Here is an 18,250-nt window from a genome sequence, read left to right as displayed (position 1 = left end):
GTACAACCCAATGTGGGGAGCATTTTGAACACCATCAATCGTGTGGCTGTTATCGGACTTGGTTACATCGGCCTTCCTACGGCCGCTATCTTGGCAACGAATGGCATTGAAGTCATAGGCGTTGATGTCAGCGAACGCACCGTTGAGGCTGTCAACGCCGGCGAAGTGCCTTTCGTCGAGCCGGACCTTGGCATCCACGTGTCCGGCGCGGTTAGCCAAGGACGACTTAAGGCTACAACTTCGACTCCGCAGGCCGAGGCCTACATTGTGGCCGTGCCTACGCCTTTTAGGGACGACCGTTCGGCCGACCTAACCTACATTGAGGCAGCGGCCCGCGGTATTGCACCACAGCTGCAAGGTGGCGAGCTCCTGATCCTTGAGTCAACCTCCCCTCCGGGCGCTACCGAGCACATGGCGAACTACATCCTGAACCTTCGCCCGGATCTGAGCATCGACGGTGAAGATGGGCGCCCGGCAATCCTTGTCGCACATTGCCCCGAGCGGGTACTGCCGGGCAGGGTGATGATCGAGCTGGTAACGAATGATCGGATCGTGGGAGGAATGTCTCCCGAAGCCGCTGAGGCCGCCAAGGCCCTTTATGCTGTTTTCTGTCAAGGTGAAATACTTACGACAGATGCTGTTACTGCCGAAATGGCAAAGTTGGTCGAGAACTCCTATCGTGACGTCAATATCGCGTTCGCAAATGAGTTGTCTGTCATCAGCCACAAGCTGGGCATTGACGTCTGGGAACTTATTCGCCTGGCGAACCATCACCCGAGGGTTAATATCCTCCAGCCAGGACCGGGCGTCGGCGGACATTGTATTGCGGTTGATCCTTGGTTTATAGTCGCTGCGTCACCCGACGAGGCTACACTCATCCGGACGGCTCGCGAGGTCAACGATGCGAAACCGGAATGGGTCGTTCAGCAAACTATTTCAGCACTTGCTGGGCTGGACAGCACAGCGGAGGTGGCGGTTCTGGGACTAGCGTTCAAAGCCAACATCGATGACCTTCGAGAGTCTCCTGCCGTTCAAATTACAGGCATTCTTTCCGGTCGACTGAAGGACCGGCGCATCAACGTGGCCGAACCACACATAGAAGCCCTTCCCCGAACTTTGGCCCAGAAGGACAATGTGGAACTTACTTCGGTGGAGGATGCCATTAAGCGTTCGGAGGTAGTTCTGCTCCTCGTAGACCATGATCAGTTCCGCGGATTGAATACGAGCATGTTCGCAAGTAAAAAAGTGGTGGACACCCGTGGAGTTTGGCAAGACACTCTGAGCTGACCGTGAAGTTGGCCAGGTTTGGTCATGTTTTCGGCAAGTTGACCCCGCTGCGGGCTTCTAACGCGGCTGCCACATTTCGACTCTTCGTGGTTCGAGGTGAAATATCTTTCGCCTCTGGGATCCGTACTATCGGCGCAATGAGTCAGTTTCAGTCTTATGCCACGTCCGTCCGTGCCATCACGCAGGCCTAAGCGGGACGGTAGAGCTAGCGGTGTCTTCAACGATTCCCCGGAGGGTATGACTCCAGCGTGGCGCCGCGTTAAAGGCAAGACCTGTTGCCGCCCCGTTGTTGTCAAGAGCTCAGTGGAGACTGCTTCACCGGCGTATCCGGATGTCGTTTAGCTAGAGGCCATGGCGACAGCGCTCGGCATGAGGGAACCCACTACCCATCCGTGCTGCACATAAACGATCGGCGCCGCTGTTCGAACACTTCAGGCCTGAATTTGCAGACTGTGGAGAGGTCCATGGGGCGGAGCTCAGCGGCTAACACGCGGGGTGGCGCTGGCGAAGATGAGCCTCAGAAGTCCACCCACGTCCATCAAGCGTCCAGATTGCGGACGCCCGCGTTGGTAGCCCAAGGTCGTGCTTGGCAGGTTCACGGACGTTGATTCAGGCAGTTTCGGACGGTCCGACGGCTCGAGCTCAACGGAGCCGGGGCCTCAGCAAGAGAGCAAATCCGCCCTACTCGACCCGTTCCGTGGTTATGCGAACGCGATTCCGCACGGGCCTTTGCCTGGTCGCCCTACCCCTGCAGAAGCTGAGGAGGGCGACCGGCCCATTAGGGCCACAAGGGTCTGCCGGGTTGAAGGTGGCATGTATCAGCGAACGATCGCTTGCCTGAGCGATAAGCCGTTGTCATTCACGCAACAAAGAATCGGTTCTTCGCTTCGATGTTGTCGAGACGCTTACACCATGCGGCTCGGGCCAGGCCATCTTCGGCGAGATCGAGTTCGGCCTCAAGTTTGCCAACGTCAATAACGAACTCGTCCCGTGCATAGATGAAGTCATCCTTGGGTTCATACGAACTGCGATCAGTCTGCGCCTGGGTGTAGGCGTGAACGGAAGGGCGTGTCCAGAATATTCCCGTACCGGCGATACGGCCCGGGGCACCAACGGCTGTTGAATTCGAGGGGACGGTCTTTGTGATCAGCGCTCTGGCGGCCAGGATACTGCCAGAACCGACGCGGGCACCCTTCAATAACAAAGTGTCCTCGCCGAGCCAAACATGGTCACCCACCCAAATTGATGCACTTGGGTTAATTCGACGATGACTCCCGACTGCATAAACAAGATGGGGATCGGCGGTTCTAAACGTTACCCTTGACGAAAACATTGCATCGCTGCCAATAATCACATGCTTGCGTTCAGTGGGAAGAAACCGCGCTTCAGCGGTGAATGAAGCGCCAGGACCTATGTATAAAACTGAGTCTTCGAAAACCGATGCGACGACGCGGGCAAATCGAGGTGACTTGCGTATATGAATGACCGCGTTGCTTCCCATGAAACGAAGTCTTGAGTTTCTAAGCTTCGCACCATCCTCGATGAAAAGGACGTTGCCGGTGCCAACGAACTCAACAGTTGAGTTGATGAATTCAGACTCAGCAGTTTGGTTCAGGTGTACGTGATTGTTGCTGATGCTGGACACGTCAGCATACGAGCCAATGATCTGTATCGTCTTCGGTGTTTCGGCCAAGATCGCGGAACTCGGATTATCTAGCATCAGACAGGAGCGCTTCCTTCTCGAGAAGCGCAGCACTAATCTTAGCGCTGGCCTCAGGTGGTGTTGGCGACGCAACCACTACGTGGGAATCCTTCCAGTCGATGCCCGACAGCAACGCCATGGCCATTTTGCGCGTTGAGTCGTCGTGCAGGACAATCCTTAGGCGTTGTGCGCCTGCCGTTATAACAAAGCGTAGTGCAACAAGATCAGCGAGGTTCCAATTAGTCATGGGCTCTACAACGGCAACATGCGACGTACGATTCGTGCCGTTGGCTTCCAGCATGTTGTCCACGGGCTGTGTCGCATCCTTAACGAAGTGCACCTCCATCGTGTCGCCGGCCGGATCAACCATGTAGCTGCGATAGCGGTATCTACCGTGAACGTCGCCATCGAGGACAACGTATTCCCTCGGGTCCACACTGGTGAGCATCAGCTCGTCGAAAGAAAAGACGCCAACGGGGCTCTGCTTGCGACCCCTGGTCAAAGGAGTAGGCAGGTTGCTGGCCCAGCGGCTCCCGTTTGCTTCGAGTGCCGTAAGCCCCGTGATCGTTTCGATCGGATCATAGGCGGCTGCAAGAATCTGGGTGTCGGAGGTGAACTTAATGAATTGATACGAATGTTCGGTCAAGAGCTGCATAAACTTGGTACGACCAAGATTACCCTCCAAGTACCAATTCGCACCCTTGATTTTGGAAGCTTGGTTGTCAACACGCGCTTGGGCGAGGACGCCATCTCCGCGAACATAGGAACGCAGGTTTTCGCATCGAAACTGCTTGTTCCTTTCGCCGTGCAGGAAGTTCCGCATGAGACCGAGCATTGACGGTAGAGCAGCCCTTGCAACGGCTGAATGCCCGCCGTCAACCCTATATTTGGTCAACCCTGGAACGTCATTGGCAAGTTCTATTAGCGAATGATTGCTGAGTTCGTCGCTATTAGTATAGAAATAGTCTATCTTCCGACCCTCAGAAAAGTACTGCCGCAACAATTGCTCCGGTTGCTCGGCATGTCGTATCGAGCTATTCCTGAAAAGATTGTCGCGGAAGAATGGCTTGTTGAAATAATACGGCAAGTTCATTTGGGGTACAGCGAGAAGAAGGTGGGCCTGCGGAAAATCCTTGGCATAATTAATGGCTATGCTGCCGCCCTTTGACGCACCGAAAAACAACATCTGCGATTCATCGATGTTGTGTTCGCTGCGGAGGCCCTCCAGAACGCTCCAAACACGCTCATAGAGTGACCTGCCGGCACTGTCAACCATCATGTAGGAGCCAGCTGCCAAGTAGCGATCTTGGAAACACACCATCAGTGTGTCCCTCAAGTCTGCTTCCTTAATGTCCTTGAGATAGCTGACGGCGTAAGAGATGCGTGAAGTCGAAGGTCCGAACCCAGGAAAAGTTATTAGCAACTTCTTGGGGTTGACAGTGTTCCCCCGCAGTGAATAGAAGACGTCACCGTATTGCTTTACGCCGTACTGCGCATCATATTTGACTTGTTGGGGAGTAGTAAAGACACCTCGTCCGATCTTGAGCTCATAAGCGGCACTGATATCCAGTTTGAATCGGGAGGCCTCGTTCGAGGTGACAACGATGTTCCTGTACTCCAGAGGGAACCCACGAGCCGGTGGCTCGATTTCGTTGCCGTAAACAACTTCTGAGTCTTGAAGCAAACGGAACGGCTTTCCGCGATACTTTTCCCAGTCATGAATGGTGAGTTTCGCAAAGTACATGCCTGGCGGAAGACTTTCGGAAGCTAGTCGTCGTACACTTCCTTCTAATCCTTTGCTCTTTACGTACTTTTGTATCGCGCTGTCTGCGGGCGAAGACAAGATTCTTCGTGCGACATCCGTGCCCAGCTTTGAGTATGCTGCAGATTTCCCCAGCTCGGATATGCGGCGCCTTGCTCCGTTGACCATCTTCATCAGAGACTCAACATCCTCTCAATGATTGTCGAATTAATCCGCGCGGGGTCTACTCCCTTGAAGAAACGGGCGCGGCGATGGGCATACTGGTCATCCAGCTGAGTGTAATGTTCGTTAACTATGTGGTTGACCATTTCCGAATGTTCTTGGAAGACCGGCCCCAATCCATCTTTCCGGAAATCCAGCCGCCCTTCATACGGTTGATCATTGAAAAAATCAACCGAATCCCACTGATAATAGGCGATAGGTGTCCCGATGAATGCTGCGTCAATCACGGCTGAACTGTAATCAGTAAAGACCATTTCAGCCGAAGAGATCGCCTCGCGGTAGCTAAGTTCAGACTTGACTACACGGTCCGAGAATCGGAAATGGCTGGCACGCTTCTCAACGTTTGGATGTAGTTTGACGTGCAAAGTTCGTCCGGTGCGTTCCAAGAAATTGAGCAGCGAAGCATCTGACAAGATGGCATCGATCGAACGGAAATAGCTCGATTGCGTAAAGTGCTCCGTGGAGGACTGGTGCAAATTGAACCGCCATGTGGGCAGGAAGAGCAAATGCTGATCTGTGTGATCGGCTCGAGCCAGGGATTCCATGCGAGGCAACCCCGAGTTGAGCGTTTCCACGGGCGCAAACTTACTCAAATAGTCGGCTTCGATCTGGCCGGTCGCGACGAAAATATCAAAATACTTTGATAGGACCCAATCGGTCATATCATTTAGTTGGACCCCATGTTGGAGATAAACAAACCTCGAGTTTGCGAACGATTTTCCCTTGTACCGAATATTGTAGATTTGCGAAGAGACTACAAGGTCTGAAATGAGAAATTTCTCATAGAATTCAGGGGTGAAGATCGGGACAAGCTTGAAATTCTTGGCTAGGAGTCTATCCCAGTCTTCCGACTTTGGATTTAGGGCAAAGTAGACTTTCTTGTACTCCGGGTGATTATTGATGAAGTACTCGTACAAGTGTTCGGCATTGTCATCGGCTTGGAGAGGCCGATCAAAGAAGAGAATCGTCGAGTAGGTATCTATGGGCCGGCTATAAAAGTCATAACTTGCCGGACGGAAGTAGCCCGGTCTACGGACGCGAGGTACGTAGGCCTTTTCGATGGTCAGAACGTCGTCTCCTAAGCGAAGACGATAGAGCTGAAGTGCCGATTCTTGAGCTTCGCCCTCGTGGAAAACGAGATATGAATCCCCGTCGCTTAGTTGCTTATAGAGGTACCTATCTTCTGGTTCGTTTAGCCAGCGGAGCCATGATCCCTCGAAGGGTTGGAGGGGATCAAGCAACGAAGCGAATTCGGCCAAGTCGAATGCGTGAATGACATCCCGAAGATGGGCCAAACTAACACCGGATACTTTTTGAGCCCGGAGTCCTCGAAGGAAGGCAGCCAGGAAGCGAACCAGGTGAAGCCGCACCTCTGTCGATGATGTCGCGATGAGCGGCACCAGCCTCGTAACGTCATCGCCGAGTTGAAGGCCGATTGCCGCCTTCGTCTCCGATGCAACTGAGAAGCCGGTGGGTAACGGCTTGAGGGATCCCAGCGACCAATACAGGCGGTAGCTGATGTAAAGTCCGGCGCGGTCTATGTCCCCGATTGCTTCCAAAGCGTCTGCAAGTCTTCGCGTGTTGAACGCTGTGCCGAACACGTCGGTGTCGCGGCCGTAGTGGTAGTTCTGGTCAATCTTGGTGGAAGCGACGTTGTTGGGGATTGGACCCGTATAGATGACCGGTTCAGCAAGGTAGACCGTGCGTGTCCGCAGGTAATCAAGCATTGTGGTCACATAGTTCGTTGACAACTGGTGGGAGGTCCTCATGAAGACCACGTACTTACTGTCAATCTCGTTGCAAAGCCGCGCTATGCTCGCCGTCGTCAGGGGCTCAGCGATGTGAAGAATAGTAAATTCAGATTCCAAACGCAGTCGTGCAGACACAAGTCGTCGATACATGACAGATTCTCTGTCAAGAGTGCCCGACTCTTCGAGGACGATCGTAAGCAAGGGGGATGAGTCGGCCATCTGTGTCCTAGGTGAATCGTGGGTGCGGGACGGACGCCGAAGTGCCTCTGCATCTGTGGCGCCGTGACTGAAAGCACGAAGGAAGTCGCCAGTCCCCCAAATTTGCGCAGTCTGCCTTCAGTATACGTTATGTTCATCTTCGACCCCGAAGTTACGGGTTCTTTGGCGGAGAATGTGACTTGGAAGGCCCTGTGTTTCACCGCGTGTTCCGGCGACCGGAAGCCCAGAGTGCTGGCATGTTCACCGTACCTTCATCCCCCGTTACCCCCTGCAACAGAATGCTCTGGGACGCTTCAATCAACACTGAGATGTAGGAGGGCAAGAAGATGCGAATTTTCCAGATAGGCGACCCTTTCCCGTCGGAAATGTTGAGTGTCAGGGATGACTGCTCTGACTCATCATTTGGCAGGGGAGCGAGAATCTTGTGTTCCCTGGGGAGAGAACACGATGGGCAGCATGTTGCAGCTGACGCATTAGCGCGCCCAGAGCTGTCGGCCACGGGAGCGGTGGGAGAACTCGTTGATTTTGGCGAGGAAGCCACCCCGATGACTTTGACTGTCGTAGGAACCTGGCCCGCCGTATGATTCCCCAACCCACGGGACGGGAATTTAGATCACACCTTCCAATTGCCGCATGGGCGAGCCTGAATCACGGGGCTCCTGAGACCTGGCTGAACCAGGAGTGAGCACGTGGGCTGTCCTGCGTTTGACCCGTCATACGCATCCATCCCGATGCCGTCGTCCAACTGGATCGCGAACATGACGCCCTGGAGGGGCATGTTCGGGAACCAGCCAGTGAAACCTGGGTTTGGGTGACGCCCTCTTTGACCTCGATCTTCGGTTGGCGTGAATAGCAGAGGCGACATAGGCATGGTTTGTCGTTGGTAGTCTATGGGGTGGTGATCGGCCACAATTCACATGGGGCGCACCGGCAATATTCGGGAGCCAAGGCTCTGGAAACAGCGCATGTCACGAACGCGGAGAGGGAGACCTTAGCTGTCTACCACTTGCAGGGTGACTCCGTTGGTTCAGGGAGTTCAGGTATGTGGAAGGAACAGGTCATCAATACATTGCTGAAGAGGATTCGTAGCCTCGGGGCCCATCCGTCGAAAGAAGGTTCAGGCTCTGAACCGGCAAACGGTTCGTTGGCACTTGCCTCTCCCGATCCCGAAGGGGAGTTCAGCAACGGCAAAATAGTTGCGACCATTGACTTCCCCGAGGCGGTGGCCTTGCCCGCCCCAATCAACACTCAGAAGCTGCGTGTGGCCACCATTCTCAGCCCTTTGTCGGAACAACTGTGGACCTATGAGTGGGATTGCATTGCAATTCAACCGCAGACATGGCGAAAGACCTTGGATAGTTCCACGGTTTCGCTATTTTTTGTCGAGTCGTCATGGCTACAGAGCAATGAAGCCTGGGCCAACTTTCCTGGGAGCCCAACAGCACGCCGCCAGCTTCTCAGCGACATTGTTGAGTGGTGCAAGGCTCGTAACATCGAAACGGTGTACTGGTCTCGGGACAGCCTACCGAACCGCGTCGAGCTGTCCCACGCTGTGGATACCTTCGATAAGATTCTTATGACCGACGGGGCGCTGCTCGAGGAGTATCGGGCTCGCTTCGGCCAAGAGCGCTTCCAGGCCATGGGATACGCAGCCCAGCCAAAACTTCACAACCCAGTGCGGCGACGGAACGAACACCAGAATCGCGGTATTGGAGTCGTTGAGCGAACCGTGTCCTTGGCCCCGGGCGGACAACATGGTTACATCGTCGCCGGCGCCAGCGATGCTGCCGCAAGGGAAGCGACCGGTCTTGAAACACTTTCTGAGCTAGATCCTCTGAGCAGGCCACAGGGTGGGGAAGCAACGCAGGCGCAGGCACGTCTGCCCTACGAAAAGTTGCTTACCGCGTATAAGGCGTACAAATGCTTGCTTTCGTCCGATCCTCGCGAGATCGTCGAAGCCACCGCATCCGGAGCCCCCGTGGTTACGCCAGCGGGTTCCGCTCATCTAGTCGCTGTCGAGGAATTGCAGATCACAGAAGCGCATGATCGGTCCGACGCGGCCAACGTAACGCGTGCTCTTATACGCAGCCAAGAGCTGCGCGATCGAACGGTTCATTTGAGCCAGAGGAAGATCTGGCAGCACCACACGTATGCTCATCGAGCAGCCCAGATCCTTGAATACGCAGGCATCCATTCCCAACCGATTGACGTCAGGAGCATGTCTGATGTTCCTAAGATTTCTGCCGTTGTCTCCACCATAAGGCCGGAGCGTATTAGCGATATTTTGAAGACGATAGGCCGCCAGACAAGAGTTGAAGTTGAGCTTATTGTGCTGGCCCACGGGTTCGAACCAGACGAGCGTCGACTTCGAAGCGAGGCGGCTGACTTTGGCTTGGACAACTTGGTTGTCCTTCAGCAATCCCGGTCGACCCCGCTGGGAGCTTGCCTCAATCTGGCGGTGTCAGCATCGTCTGGAACTTACATTGCGAAAATCGACGATGATGACCTTTACGGACTCAACTATCTGCAGGACCAAGCGGCCGCTCACCGCTACTCCGGAGCCGCCGTTACGGGCAAGCGAGCCCATTACATGCACTTAGAGGAAAGCAACGCTACCCTTTTACGTTTCGCTGAATTTGAACACCGATTCACGGATTTCATCATGGGGCCAACGATTTTTACCACACGTGAGACCCTCACTGAAATCCCATTCAAGGAACTGAACCGGGGGGAAGATTCCGAGTTCCTGAAGACGGTTGTCAGTTCGGGCGGAAGCATCTACTCCTCTGACCGGTTCAATTTTGTACAAATGAGGTCCGGCGCCGGCGCCAACCACACGTGGTCTGCCAGTGAAAGGGATCTGATGGCGACCGGCCTTGTCACGGCGTTCGGCCTCAACGAGCAGCACGTCATGTTTTAGGGGTGAAGTCGGCAACCCTGAGGTCGGTATCTCCGGGCTTTCGTGATTCTCTGAGGTCTCGCTCGTTGGGCCTGGCCTGGCGTTCTCAAGCCCTCCACGTTTCGGCTACTCGCTCGTGGGTATGTTGGTGATATGGAGAACCGAAATGAGGGCGATGTCGTCTCCCCGGATCTGTTGAGTGTCACCACTATTTGCCGGTCGAAATTTGAGAACGGTAGTCAGAGTTACACCTGCTCCTTGCAGGACAGGCATGACGGGGATCACCTGGCAATTGACACTCGCCCGCTGCCCGCGGTGTCTGGAGTTGACCCGAGCTTGCCCCTGGAAGATCCGATAGAACCTGCGAGCGACCCTGATGAGCTTGTCGTCGTGAAGCGGTGGGCCTAAAGGAGCCACCGCTAGCTTCTCCGATCAGGGGGATGTGGTCGCCTAATGCTGGTCGTGCCAGCCCGTGAGTTGTTCGAAAATCGGGACGTCTTCTACGGTGAGGTTCCAGAAGTTATCGGTGGTTTCTATGCTGCTTGAGTCTGGTTTGTAGGACGGTTTTGTCAGTGAGAGGTGGGGGCGTTCCCACGCGATGTCCCGACGGACGACCTGGGCAGGTGCACCCACTGCGATTACGTTGTTGGGTATACGTCCCGTCACGACGCTCCTAAAACCGATAACGGAGCCGTCGCCTACCTCTGCACCAGCTAAGGCGACCGATTGGGCGCCAAACCAAACATGGTCGCCGATGATGATGTCCTTGGCAGGGTTGATACGTCTGCCGGTCTTCACATCAAAGATGGGGTGGCCATCGTCCGCGCGAAATTGGTTACTGCTGGCGATCATGACATCGTCGCCGAAACTAACAGTCGCTCCTTCGACGGCGCTAACCACAGGCATGCTGGTGGTAGTGAAATCGCGGCCTATTCTCACAGTGGAATCTTCACCCAAGCGGGCGTTCAAGCTGAATGGACTCCGGCTACTAGGACCAATAATCAGGGTCGCGTTGTCGCAGTCGAATGCAACGCGGAGCGCTGCAATACGGGCACCTTTGGCCACCACGATACGGTTGTTGCGCCCCCGGAACGTGACCTGGATATCGGTCTCTATCTTGTCGGGGCACTGGACGTTGTTTCCCGACTCATCCGTGTAGTCAGCCAGCGAGGTAATTTTCTTCACAGAATGAAAGCGTACCGGGCATCATCGTCGAGTCATTAATCCGGATGAAGAAGCCGCCCCTTGAAGCCTCCCGGCGCTACGGCCGGGCAGCTCCTAATTTTGCGACCTCAAGCGAAACTTGTGATTCTCTTGCCCACGCCCATCAGCTCAGCCACGGCGGCCACTGTCCGTTCGGCCGCCTTGCCGTCTCCGTACGGGTTGACGGCATTGGCCATAGCATCGAACGCGTCCCGCTGGTTCAGGAGACGATCTACCTCTTTGACGATGGTTTCTTCATCAGTTCCGATGAGGGCAACGGTGCCTGCGTCGACAGCTTCGGGCCGTTCGGTGTTATCGCGCATCACCAGCACGGGTTTGCCCAGGCTCGGGGCCTCTTCCTGCACTCCACCGGAGTCAGTGAGGACGAGATGCGCCATGGAGAGCATGCGTGTGAACTCACCATAGGCAAGGGGCTCTGTCACAATGACGTTTTCCTTGCCTTCAAGGGCAGGAAGAACAGCTTCGCGGACAACCGGGTTCTTGTGTACTGGCAGAACTACTACAAGATCCGGTTCGGCCTCGGCGATACGTGCCAACGCCCGACCTACGCCACGCATCGCGTCGCCTTGGTTTTCGCGACGGTGAGTTGTCACAAGGAGGATCCGTTTGCCGCTTGCAGCGAGTTCTTCAAGTTGCGGGTCAGTGAATGGAATCTGCTTACCCACGGTAGTAAGCAGTGCGTCAATCACAGAGTTACCAGTGACCACAATGTCTTTCTCGGCAATACCTTCAGCTAAAAGGTTCGCCCTACTGGTGCTGGTGGGAGCCAAGTGAAGGCTGGCGATTTGACTGGTGATCTTTCGGTTCGCCTCTTCGGGAAACGGCGAATAAAGGTCCCCACTGCGGAGGCCAGCCTCGACGTGGACCACTGGGATGCCGTGATAGAACGCTGCTATCGCCCCCGCCGTGGATGTAGTTGTGTCACCCTGGACGATGACGGCGTCCGGTTTCTTTTCGGCAAAGAGTTTGTCCAAACCGTCTATAGTGCGAGTCAGGATGGCTGACAGTGACTGCCCCTGCTGGAGGATGTTCAGGTCATGGTCCGGTTCTATCCCAAAGAGCTCGTTGACTTGATCCAGCATTTCGCGGTGCTGGCCGGTCACTGTCACGATGCAATCGAACTCAGCGGACGCTTGGAATGCGCCGACTATCGGAGCCATCTTGATAGCTTCTGGGCGGGTGCCGAAGATCGGCATGACGACAGGCATGGATTTCCCCCGGGAGTTACGTTGAGTGACTCTTGATGCTACCTTGCCGCCAGTGGACGCCCGAATGATGTACGTCGATGGGGGTCGTTTACTGAGCGAACACCAAGGTCAGTGCCAGAAGAGGAATTGCGACTGAGACGAGGATCACAACTATAAGAGCTATTCGGCGCTTTCGTTGCAGCAAAGCCTCTTCGGATTGCCTTCTTGGGTCATGGTGCTGGGCAGAGGTCGTGAAATCTACTCGTGGTTGCGCCGCGCTGGAACTCGGTTGGCCTCCCGCTGGAGTCTTAGGCCGGGCTGCGGGAGGGACGCGCCTCTGAGCAGCCGATCCAATCATCTTCGATGCTGAAATTTCAGGCCGGAGACGACGCCTGCGGAGGTGTCGCGGGGCTGGCAGCACTGCCGCCGTTTGGCGGATTTCGTCCGTCACGTCGCACTCCTCAGCTTTGGCGAAATCAATCGGTGTCAGCATCAATTCTTGCATCTGAGGAAGCGGTCCGGGGAATTCAGTGCGCTGCTGGCGGCTCCGGAAGCGGTGCCACCAGCAGCAAAATCGCTATCCTCGATCAGAGTACAAGGCGTCGTTCTTGACGCCTGATCCATTGACTACGTCGATGAAGTAGTGCTTTCCTGCAGCCAAGGATGTTGATCCGAGCTTTGCCGTAACGGACTCCAGGAGCGGGTTGATGCCTAGCTGTTTTCCGTACGAAGCGTTGTAATTGGACGCTGCCACAGTCTTATCAAGAACCCGACCGTTGGCGTCCGACCATTGCACTCGAATAGTGCCCCCGCTCAGGTTATGTCCTGTGACCAGGACATCGCCGTTCCCGTAGAAGATGGAGTCGGTGATGATCGGGGTTGTGCTGCCGGCCTTGAGGCGCTCAAGCATCGGCGCCCATGTTCCGGTGCAGGTGAAGTAGGGATCCCACATGAACGAGATCACCTTCACTGGCGTGTTGCCCAGTTGCTGCAGTTGCTTGTCGATTCTGGTTTTTGTGCTTTGCCCCCGCAGGCTGTTGTCGCATGGGTTTTGCGAGGTCGCCGGAGCCATGCCTTCGAGGTTGGCCCACAACTCGGCGCCTGTACCCTCTACGCCTTCAGACAGGGCCCAAAAGTAATCTCTGGTTGGGGCGAGATACTTGCTTCCCCACGTCCCGCTTCCCACGATGGATGCAGCAAACTGGTCAACGTTGTTGTTACTTTCGCTTGAAAAGAAGGACGCGCCCTTACCAGTGCCCATACCGTCTTGAACCGCGATTGCAAGTTTCACACCGTTGGCGGTCTTTGCAATTTTATTGGCCGCATTCCGTGCTTGGTCTGTCGTGACTCGTCCACCGAACGCTGTACGGGAGTCGATGTAAGGGCTGACGACAGCTGAACGGGTTGGCTGGTACTGGGCGATTCTCGCATTTTGGATTCGGTACAAGGTGAGGACGGAATCCCATACGGCACCGTCGCTGAGCGGCATCTCGGTGTGGTGGTAGAAGCCTGCCAAACCTGGAACGTTGTTCACATTCGCTTGGTAGATGAGAAAACGGGCGGTAAAGAGTGAATATGTGGCCTGATATGAGAGATCCGGGAGATATGTGACGTCAGTACGCATTACCGGGGCTGGCATACCTGCGTAGTACTTCATTCCCAAGTTCGTGGCCGCCTTTCCCAAGGACACGGACATGGAGCTTGGTCCACCGTTGATCACCACAACGTCATATGTTCCGCTGGGTGAATTGCAACCACTTCCCTCAATTGGCAAGACCATAATTGTGTAAACAGTAGTTCCGCTGGTGACCGTCTTGTCGCGGGCACAGAGAATGGCCGGCGATCCCCAGGAGCTGCCGTCTGAGTAGGTGAAGTAGCGTTTTACCCTGACTCCCGAGGCGGCGGCACTTGCACAATTGACTCCGGAAATGGTGCAACTGGCAGGGATAGTGGAAAGGCTGGCTGGTTTGAGGCGGGAACCGAAGGTGATAACTGTGTCACCCCCCACCGATTTTATGTCTGTGAGCTTCTTGAGGTTATTTGCGTCGCTCGTACTGCCGTAGATGAAGTAACCGCTGATGGGATAAACGGGAGTTGGTGCAGCTTGGGCCGGGGACGCGTGAAGGACGCCGAACACCAGAATTACGGCTGCCATAAGGCTCGCCATAAGGTGACGGGACCTGCGTGGAGGAAAGGTTGTCGTCGGCTCTGCTCTAAAAGTGGCCACGGTGGATCCTTGGGCTCGTAGGGTGAGACCTTGGACCTATGGCAAAAGGATGTTTGTTGTATCCCGGAAACTCAATAGCTTGACCAAAACCTTCAAGCCCTCAAAAACTTTGCAAGACACTTGATGCCGTTTGACAAACAAAACGGCCGCTTTGCATGCGGTCTTACGACCCTTGTCATATCTGCCCGGCGGGTAGTCCACGGCCAGTAGGCGGACCAGGAATTACGCTTGAGAGCACTCCGGTCGCACCCACGTGTCGACCAGCCCGCCCGATTCAACCACAAAACGGTCCAGCCAGGCGCCCGCCGATAGCTCGGGCTGGGACCCAACCATCTGCACCTCGGCGGACGTGCATTGTTCAATCAGTGTGCCGGCGCGCATCACGTGGTACTCAGACGTCACCACGGTCACGGACTTCCATCCGTGGTCTGCAATCAATGTCCGCAGCGCTTCAGCCTCACCCCTGGTGTTGAGCGGCGAAGGACGGAAGCACACCAGGTCGGAATCGCCCGACTCCTCATCGCACAGCGCGTCGCCCTCAGCATTGCCTGCCAGACCCGTCGTCGAGATGACCAGAACAGGAATATCCAGTTTCTGCTGCAGCTTCTGGGCCACGGGCAGCCGTTCCTTGCTCATGCCGCCCAGCACAACGATCGCGTCCGTTCGGTGAGGCGTTGCCTGCGGTGGGTTGTAGAAGAACTGGAAGGCAGCGATCAGCCAGAGCAGCGCTGCCAGAAAGCACGCCCCCACAACAATGCCAATGACACGGGTGGCGGAGGCAGTTTTGAGGGGCACGGGGACAGTCTAAGGTTCGTAAATGGGTGCTCCCTCCCAGTCAGGAACGGCCAAGGGCGCCTAGCGGGTATCAACGTCCTCAAAGACAAGGAAAGTCTGGGTGTCCTGCACTCCGTCCATGGACTGTAATTGGTCGAAGATCACACGCCGGAGGTGGATGTTGTCAGTCGCCCGGACCAAAAGGATGACGTCGAAGTCTCCGCCTACCAGGGCGATGTGGTGGACCTCGGGTATGGCGCGCAGCTGTTCCTTCAGCTCGCGCCACGAGTGCTGCTGAACCTTCAACGTCACATACGCGGAGGACCGCAGACCGGCCTTGATGGGATCCACCAGAGCCGTGAACTTCGTGAGCACCCCTTCGCCAGTGAGCCGCGCAATCCTGGTGTAGGCGTGCGCGCGGCTGATGTGGACGTTTTCTGCAACCTGCGTGACGGACATGCGCCCATCGGTGGTCAGCTCGCGGATGATGTCCCGGTCCACGCTGTCCAGCGGTACGGCGGTCTGCTCCGCCTCGGCCTCGCTCACTGGCTCTCCAATTCGTCTACAGCACGGGCACGTTACCCAGCTCACACTTACAATTCGTCTTTCAGAATACCCACTTCAGGCAAGGGCTTCCATGATTCAGCGGAAAGCTGGATACGAAACATCGCCGGGGAACATACTGGAAGCACATAGTGGCTAGAGAAGGACGGACCAATGACGATCCACGCAGACCACTCTGCGCCGGAAACGGCTGTAGAGGACCAAGCTGCTGACGTTCGGACAAAATTCGGCATCAGCGTTGAGGATTACATGCTTCCCGCCCGGCACCAGATTCAGATGGTGAACCCGGACGGCACCCTCCGCTCCCATGACGAGCAAGGCACCGAACCCGGCCACGAATACCCCACGCCAAGCGACGCCGAATTGATGGCCGCCTACGAGCAGCTCGTCGTCGGACGCCGTGTCAACGACCAGAACTCTGCCCTGGTCCGGCAGGGCCGCATGGCCGTTTACCCTTCAAGCCACGGCCAGGAAGCCTGCCAGGTTGCAGCTGCCATGTGCCTTAGCGAAGGTGACTGGCTGTTCCCCACGTACCGGGACGCCGTCGCCGTCATGACCCGCGGGGTGGACCCCGTTGAGGTGATGACCATCTTCCGTGGCGACTGGCACGGTGGATACGACCCCAAAGAACACAACGTAGGAATCCAGTGCACCCCGCTGACCACCCAGTTGCTGCACGCCGTGGGGGTAGCCCACGCTGCCAAGCTGAGGGGTGAAAACACGGTGGTGATGGCCATGTGCGGCGACGGCGCCACCAGCGAAGGCGACTTCCACGAGGCATTGAACTTCGCCGCCGTTTTCCATTTACCCGTGATCTTCTTTGTGCAGAACAACAAGTACGCGATCTCCGTACCGCTCAGCCACCAGTCCGTGGCGCCGTCGCTGGCCCACAAGGCTGTTGGCTACGGCATGGCCGGTGAGCGCGTTGACGGCAACGACCTCGTCGCGCTGCTCGCCGTGATGGACCGCGCCGTGAAGCTGGCGCGCGACGGTTCCGGCCCGCTGCTGATCGAAGCCCACACCTACCGCATGCAGGCACACACCAACGCCGACGACGCCACCCGCTACCGCCCGGACAGCGAAGTTGCCGAATGGCAGGCCAAGGATCCGCTGACGCGCATGAAGTCGTACCTTACGGACAAGGGACTCCTCGACGACGAAGCCGGCAACCGGATCGCCGAGCATGCAGAAGCCGTAGCCACCCAGCTCCGCGAGGGCCTGGGCGAGGAAGTCCCGGTCCAGCCTCTGGACCTCTTCAAGTACGTCTTTGCCAAGCAAACCCCGCAGCTGAAAGAACAGTCCGAGCTGCTCGCCAGCGAACTCGCACGAGAGGAGAGCGCAAAATGACCGTCACCACCACCGCCACCGCCAACGTCAGCGCAGCTACAGCCAGCGCCGCCGCTTCCGCTGCCGCCACTGCCGAGGCCACCGGCCCGCAGAGCCTCACCATGGCCAAAGCACTGAACACCGCCATGGCCGATGCCATGCGCGCCGACCCCTCGGTTCTGGTCTTCGGCGAGGACGTCGGCATGCTGGGAGGCGTCTTCCGCATTACCGACGGCCTCATGGCCGAATTCGGCGAGCAGCGTTGCTTCGACACCCCGCTGGCCGAGTCCGGCATCGTTGGCATGGCCGTGGGCATGGCCATCAACGGCATGCGCCCCGTGATCGAAATGCAGTTCGACGCCTTCGCCTACCCGGCCTTCGAACAGATCGTCAGCCACGTAGCCAAAATGCACAACCGCACCAAGGGCAAGCTCAAAATGCCCATGGTCATCCGAGTCCCCTACGCCGGCGGCATCGGGGGAGTGGAGCACCACTGTGACTCCTCCGAGTCCTACTACGCCCACACCGCCGGCCTGAAGGTATACACCCCGGCCACCGTGGCCGACGGCTACCGCATGCTCCGCGAAGCCATCGACTCCGATGACCCCGTCATGTTCATGGAACCCAAAAAGCTTTACTGGTCCAAGGATCAGGTGGACCTGGGTGCACTAAGGGCAGAGCACGACGCCGGTACCTCCACCGAGGGCCGCGCGGCTGTTGCCCGTCCCGGCACGGATGCAACCCTAATCGCCTACGGTCCGTCTGTCCCCACCGCGATGGCTGCTGCGGCTGCCGCCGCCGAGGAGGGCCGATCCCTGGAAGTCATCGACGTCCGCACCCTCGTCCCCTTCGACGACGAAACAGTCTGTGCGTCCGTTCGCAAGACCGGACGCGCCGTCGTGATCGCCGAAGCCCACGGTTTCGCCTCCGTGTCCTCCGAGATCGTGGCCCGCGTCCAAGAACGCGCGTTCCACTACCTTGCGGCGCCCATCCTTCGCGTCACGGGCTTCGATGTCCCGTTCCCGTCTCCCAAGCTGGAGCACTACTACTTGCCAAGCGTCGACCGCATCCTCGACGCCGTTGACGATCTTCAATGGGAGGACTGA

Annotated in this window: 12 protein-coding genes; 4 read left to right on the top strand and 8 right to left on the bottom strand. The window is 56.7% G+C overall.

Annotated elements, in window-relative coordinates; translation table 11 throughout:
* Positions 1–24: 24 nt before the first annotated feature.
* On the top strand, positions 25–1,287 hold the full coding sequence (wecC, locus tag LDN85_RS16570; RefSeq protein ID WP_223943563.1) for a UDP-N-acetyl-D-mannosamine dehydrogenase: 1,263 nt from the start codon (positions 25–27) through the stop codon (positions 1,285–1,287).
* Between the two features lie 859 nt (positions 1,288–2,146).
* On the opposite strand, the gene LDN85_RS16565 is transcribed toward wecC, so the two are convergent.
* From LDN85_RS16565 to LDN85_RS16555, 3 genes are all read right to left on the bottom strand, one after another.
* Positions 2,147–2,932 carry an acyltransferase gene (locus LDN85_RS16565; RefSeq protein ID WP_223943562.1) on the bottom strand — a complete coding sequence of 262 codons (786 nt, stop codon included), beginning with the start codon at positions 2,930–2,932 and terminating at the stop codon, positions 2,147–2,149.
* A gap of 64 nt (positions 2,933–2,996) precedes the next feature.
* The gene (locus LDN85_RS16560) at positions 2,997–4,925 is read right to left on the bottom strand and encodes a hypothetical protein (protein ID WP_223943561.1); all 1,929 of its coding nucleotides are present in this window, start codon (positions 4,923–4,925) and stop codon (positions 2,997–2,999) included.
* The gene (locus LDN85_RS16555) at positions 4,925–6,700 is read right to left on the bottom strand and encodes a CDP-glycerol glycerophosphotransferase family protein (RefSeq protein WP_223943560.1); all 1,776 of its coding nucleotides are present in this window, start codon (positions 6,698–6,700) and stop codon (positions 4,925–4,927) included. Before LDN85_RS16555 ends, LDN85_RS16560 begins: the two co-directional genes overlap by 1 nt.
* Positions 6,701–7,985: 1,285 nt before the next feature.
* Between LDN85_RS16555 and LDN85_RS16550 the strand changes: the two genes are divergently transcribed.
* Positions 7,986–9,863 (top strand): glycosyltransferase, encoded by a 1,878-nt coding sequence (locus tag LDN85_RS16550; RefSeq protein ID WP_223943559.1) that lies wholly within the window; start codon positions 7,986–7,988, stop codon positions 9,861–9,863.
* A 429-nt stretch (positions 9,864–10,292) separates the two neighbouring features.
* Here LDN85_RS16550 and LDN85_RS16545 read toward each other — a convergent pair whose 3' ends face one another.
* The 5 genes from LDN85_RS16545 to LDN85_RS16525 form a co-directional block, all read right to left on the bottom strand.
* Complete coding sequence (locus tag LDN85_RS16545) at positions 10,293–11,027, bottom strand: acyltransferase (RefSeq protein ID WP_223943558.1); 735 nt, start codon at positions 11,025–11,027, stop codon at positions 10,293–10,295.
* Positions 11,028–11,134: 107 nt separating this feature from the next.
* Positions 11,135–12,274: a UDP-N-acetylglucosamine 2-epimerase (non-hydrolyzing) gene (gene wecB, locus LDN85_RS16540; protein ID WP_223943557.1), complete on the bottom strand. Its 1,140-nt coding sequence runs from the start codon at positions 12,272–12,274 to the stop codon at positions 11,135–11,137.
* Between the two features lie 556 nt (positions 12,275–12,830).
* Positions 12,831–14,390 (bottom strand): hypothetical protein, encoded by a 1,560-nt coding sequence (locus LDN85_RS16535; protein ID WP_223943556.1) that lies wholly within the window; start codon positions 14,388–14,390, stop codon positions 12,831–12,833.
* Between the two features lie 312 nt (positions 14,391–14,702).
* The gene (locus LDN85_RS16530; protein ID WP_223943555.1) at positions 14,703–15,275 is read right to left on the bottom strand and encodes a YdcF family protein; all 573 of its coding nucleotides are present in this window, start codon (positions 15,273–15,275) and stop codon (positions 14,703–14,705) included.
* Between the two features lie 60 nt (positions 15,276–15,335).
* Entirely contained in the window at positions 15,336–15,800 is a 465-nt protein-coding gene (locus LDN85_RS16525) for an Lrp/AsnC family transcriptional regulator (RefSeq protein WP_026541212.1), read from the bottom strand.
* A 171-nt stretch (positions 15,801–15,971) separates the two neighbouring features.
* Between LDN85_RS16525 and pdhA the strand changes: the two genes are divergently transcribed.
* Positions 15,972–17,165, top strand: a complete 1,194-nt coding sequence (gene pdhA / locus LDN85_RS16520; RefSeq protein WP_026541211.1) for a pyruvate dehydrogenase (acetyl-transferring) E1 component subunit alpha — start codon at positions 15,972–15,974, stop codon at positions 17,163–17,165.
* A complete protein-coding gene (locus LDN85_RS16515) occupies positions 17,162–18,250 on the top strand; it encodes an alpha-ketoacid dehydrogenase subunit beta (protein WP_091549774.1) in 1,089 nt (362 codons plus the stop codon). The genes pdhA and LDN85_RS16515 overlap by 4 nt, the downstream gene beginning before the upstream one ends.

Origin of the sequence: Arthrobacter sp. StoSoilB20, from assembly GCF_019977295.1 — a bacterium.
GTDB lineage: Bacteria > Actinomycetota > Actinomycetes > Actinomycetales > Micrococcaceae > Arthrobacter > Arthrobacter nicotinovorans_A.
This window is presented reverse-complemented; position numbering and strand designations above follow the sequence as displayed.

Coding starts and splice junctions, on each gene's coding strand:
- LDN85_RS16560 (WP_223943561.1), bottom strand. CDS start 4,925: ATGAAGATGGTCAACGGAGCAAGGCGCCGCATATCCGAGCTGGGGAAA.
- LDN85_RS16555 (WP_223943560.1), bottom strand. CDS start 6,700: ATGCTTGATTACCTGCGGACACGCACGGTCTACCTTGCTGAACCGGTC.
- LDN85_RS16550 (WP_223943559.1), top strand. CDS start 7,986: ATGTGGAAGGAACAGGTCATCAATACATTGCTGAAGAGGATTCGTAGC.
- wecB (WP_223943557.1), bottom strand. CDS start 12,274: ATGCCTGTCGTCATGCCGATCTTCGGCACCCGCCCAGAAGCTATCAAG.
- pdhA (WP_026541211.1), top strand. CDS start 15,972: ATGACGATCCACGCAGACCACTCTGCGCCGGAAACGGCTGTAGAGGAC.
- LDN85_RS16515 (WP_091549774.1), top strand. CDS start 17,162: ATGACCGTCACCACCACCGCCACCGCCAACGTCAGCGCAGCTACAGCC.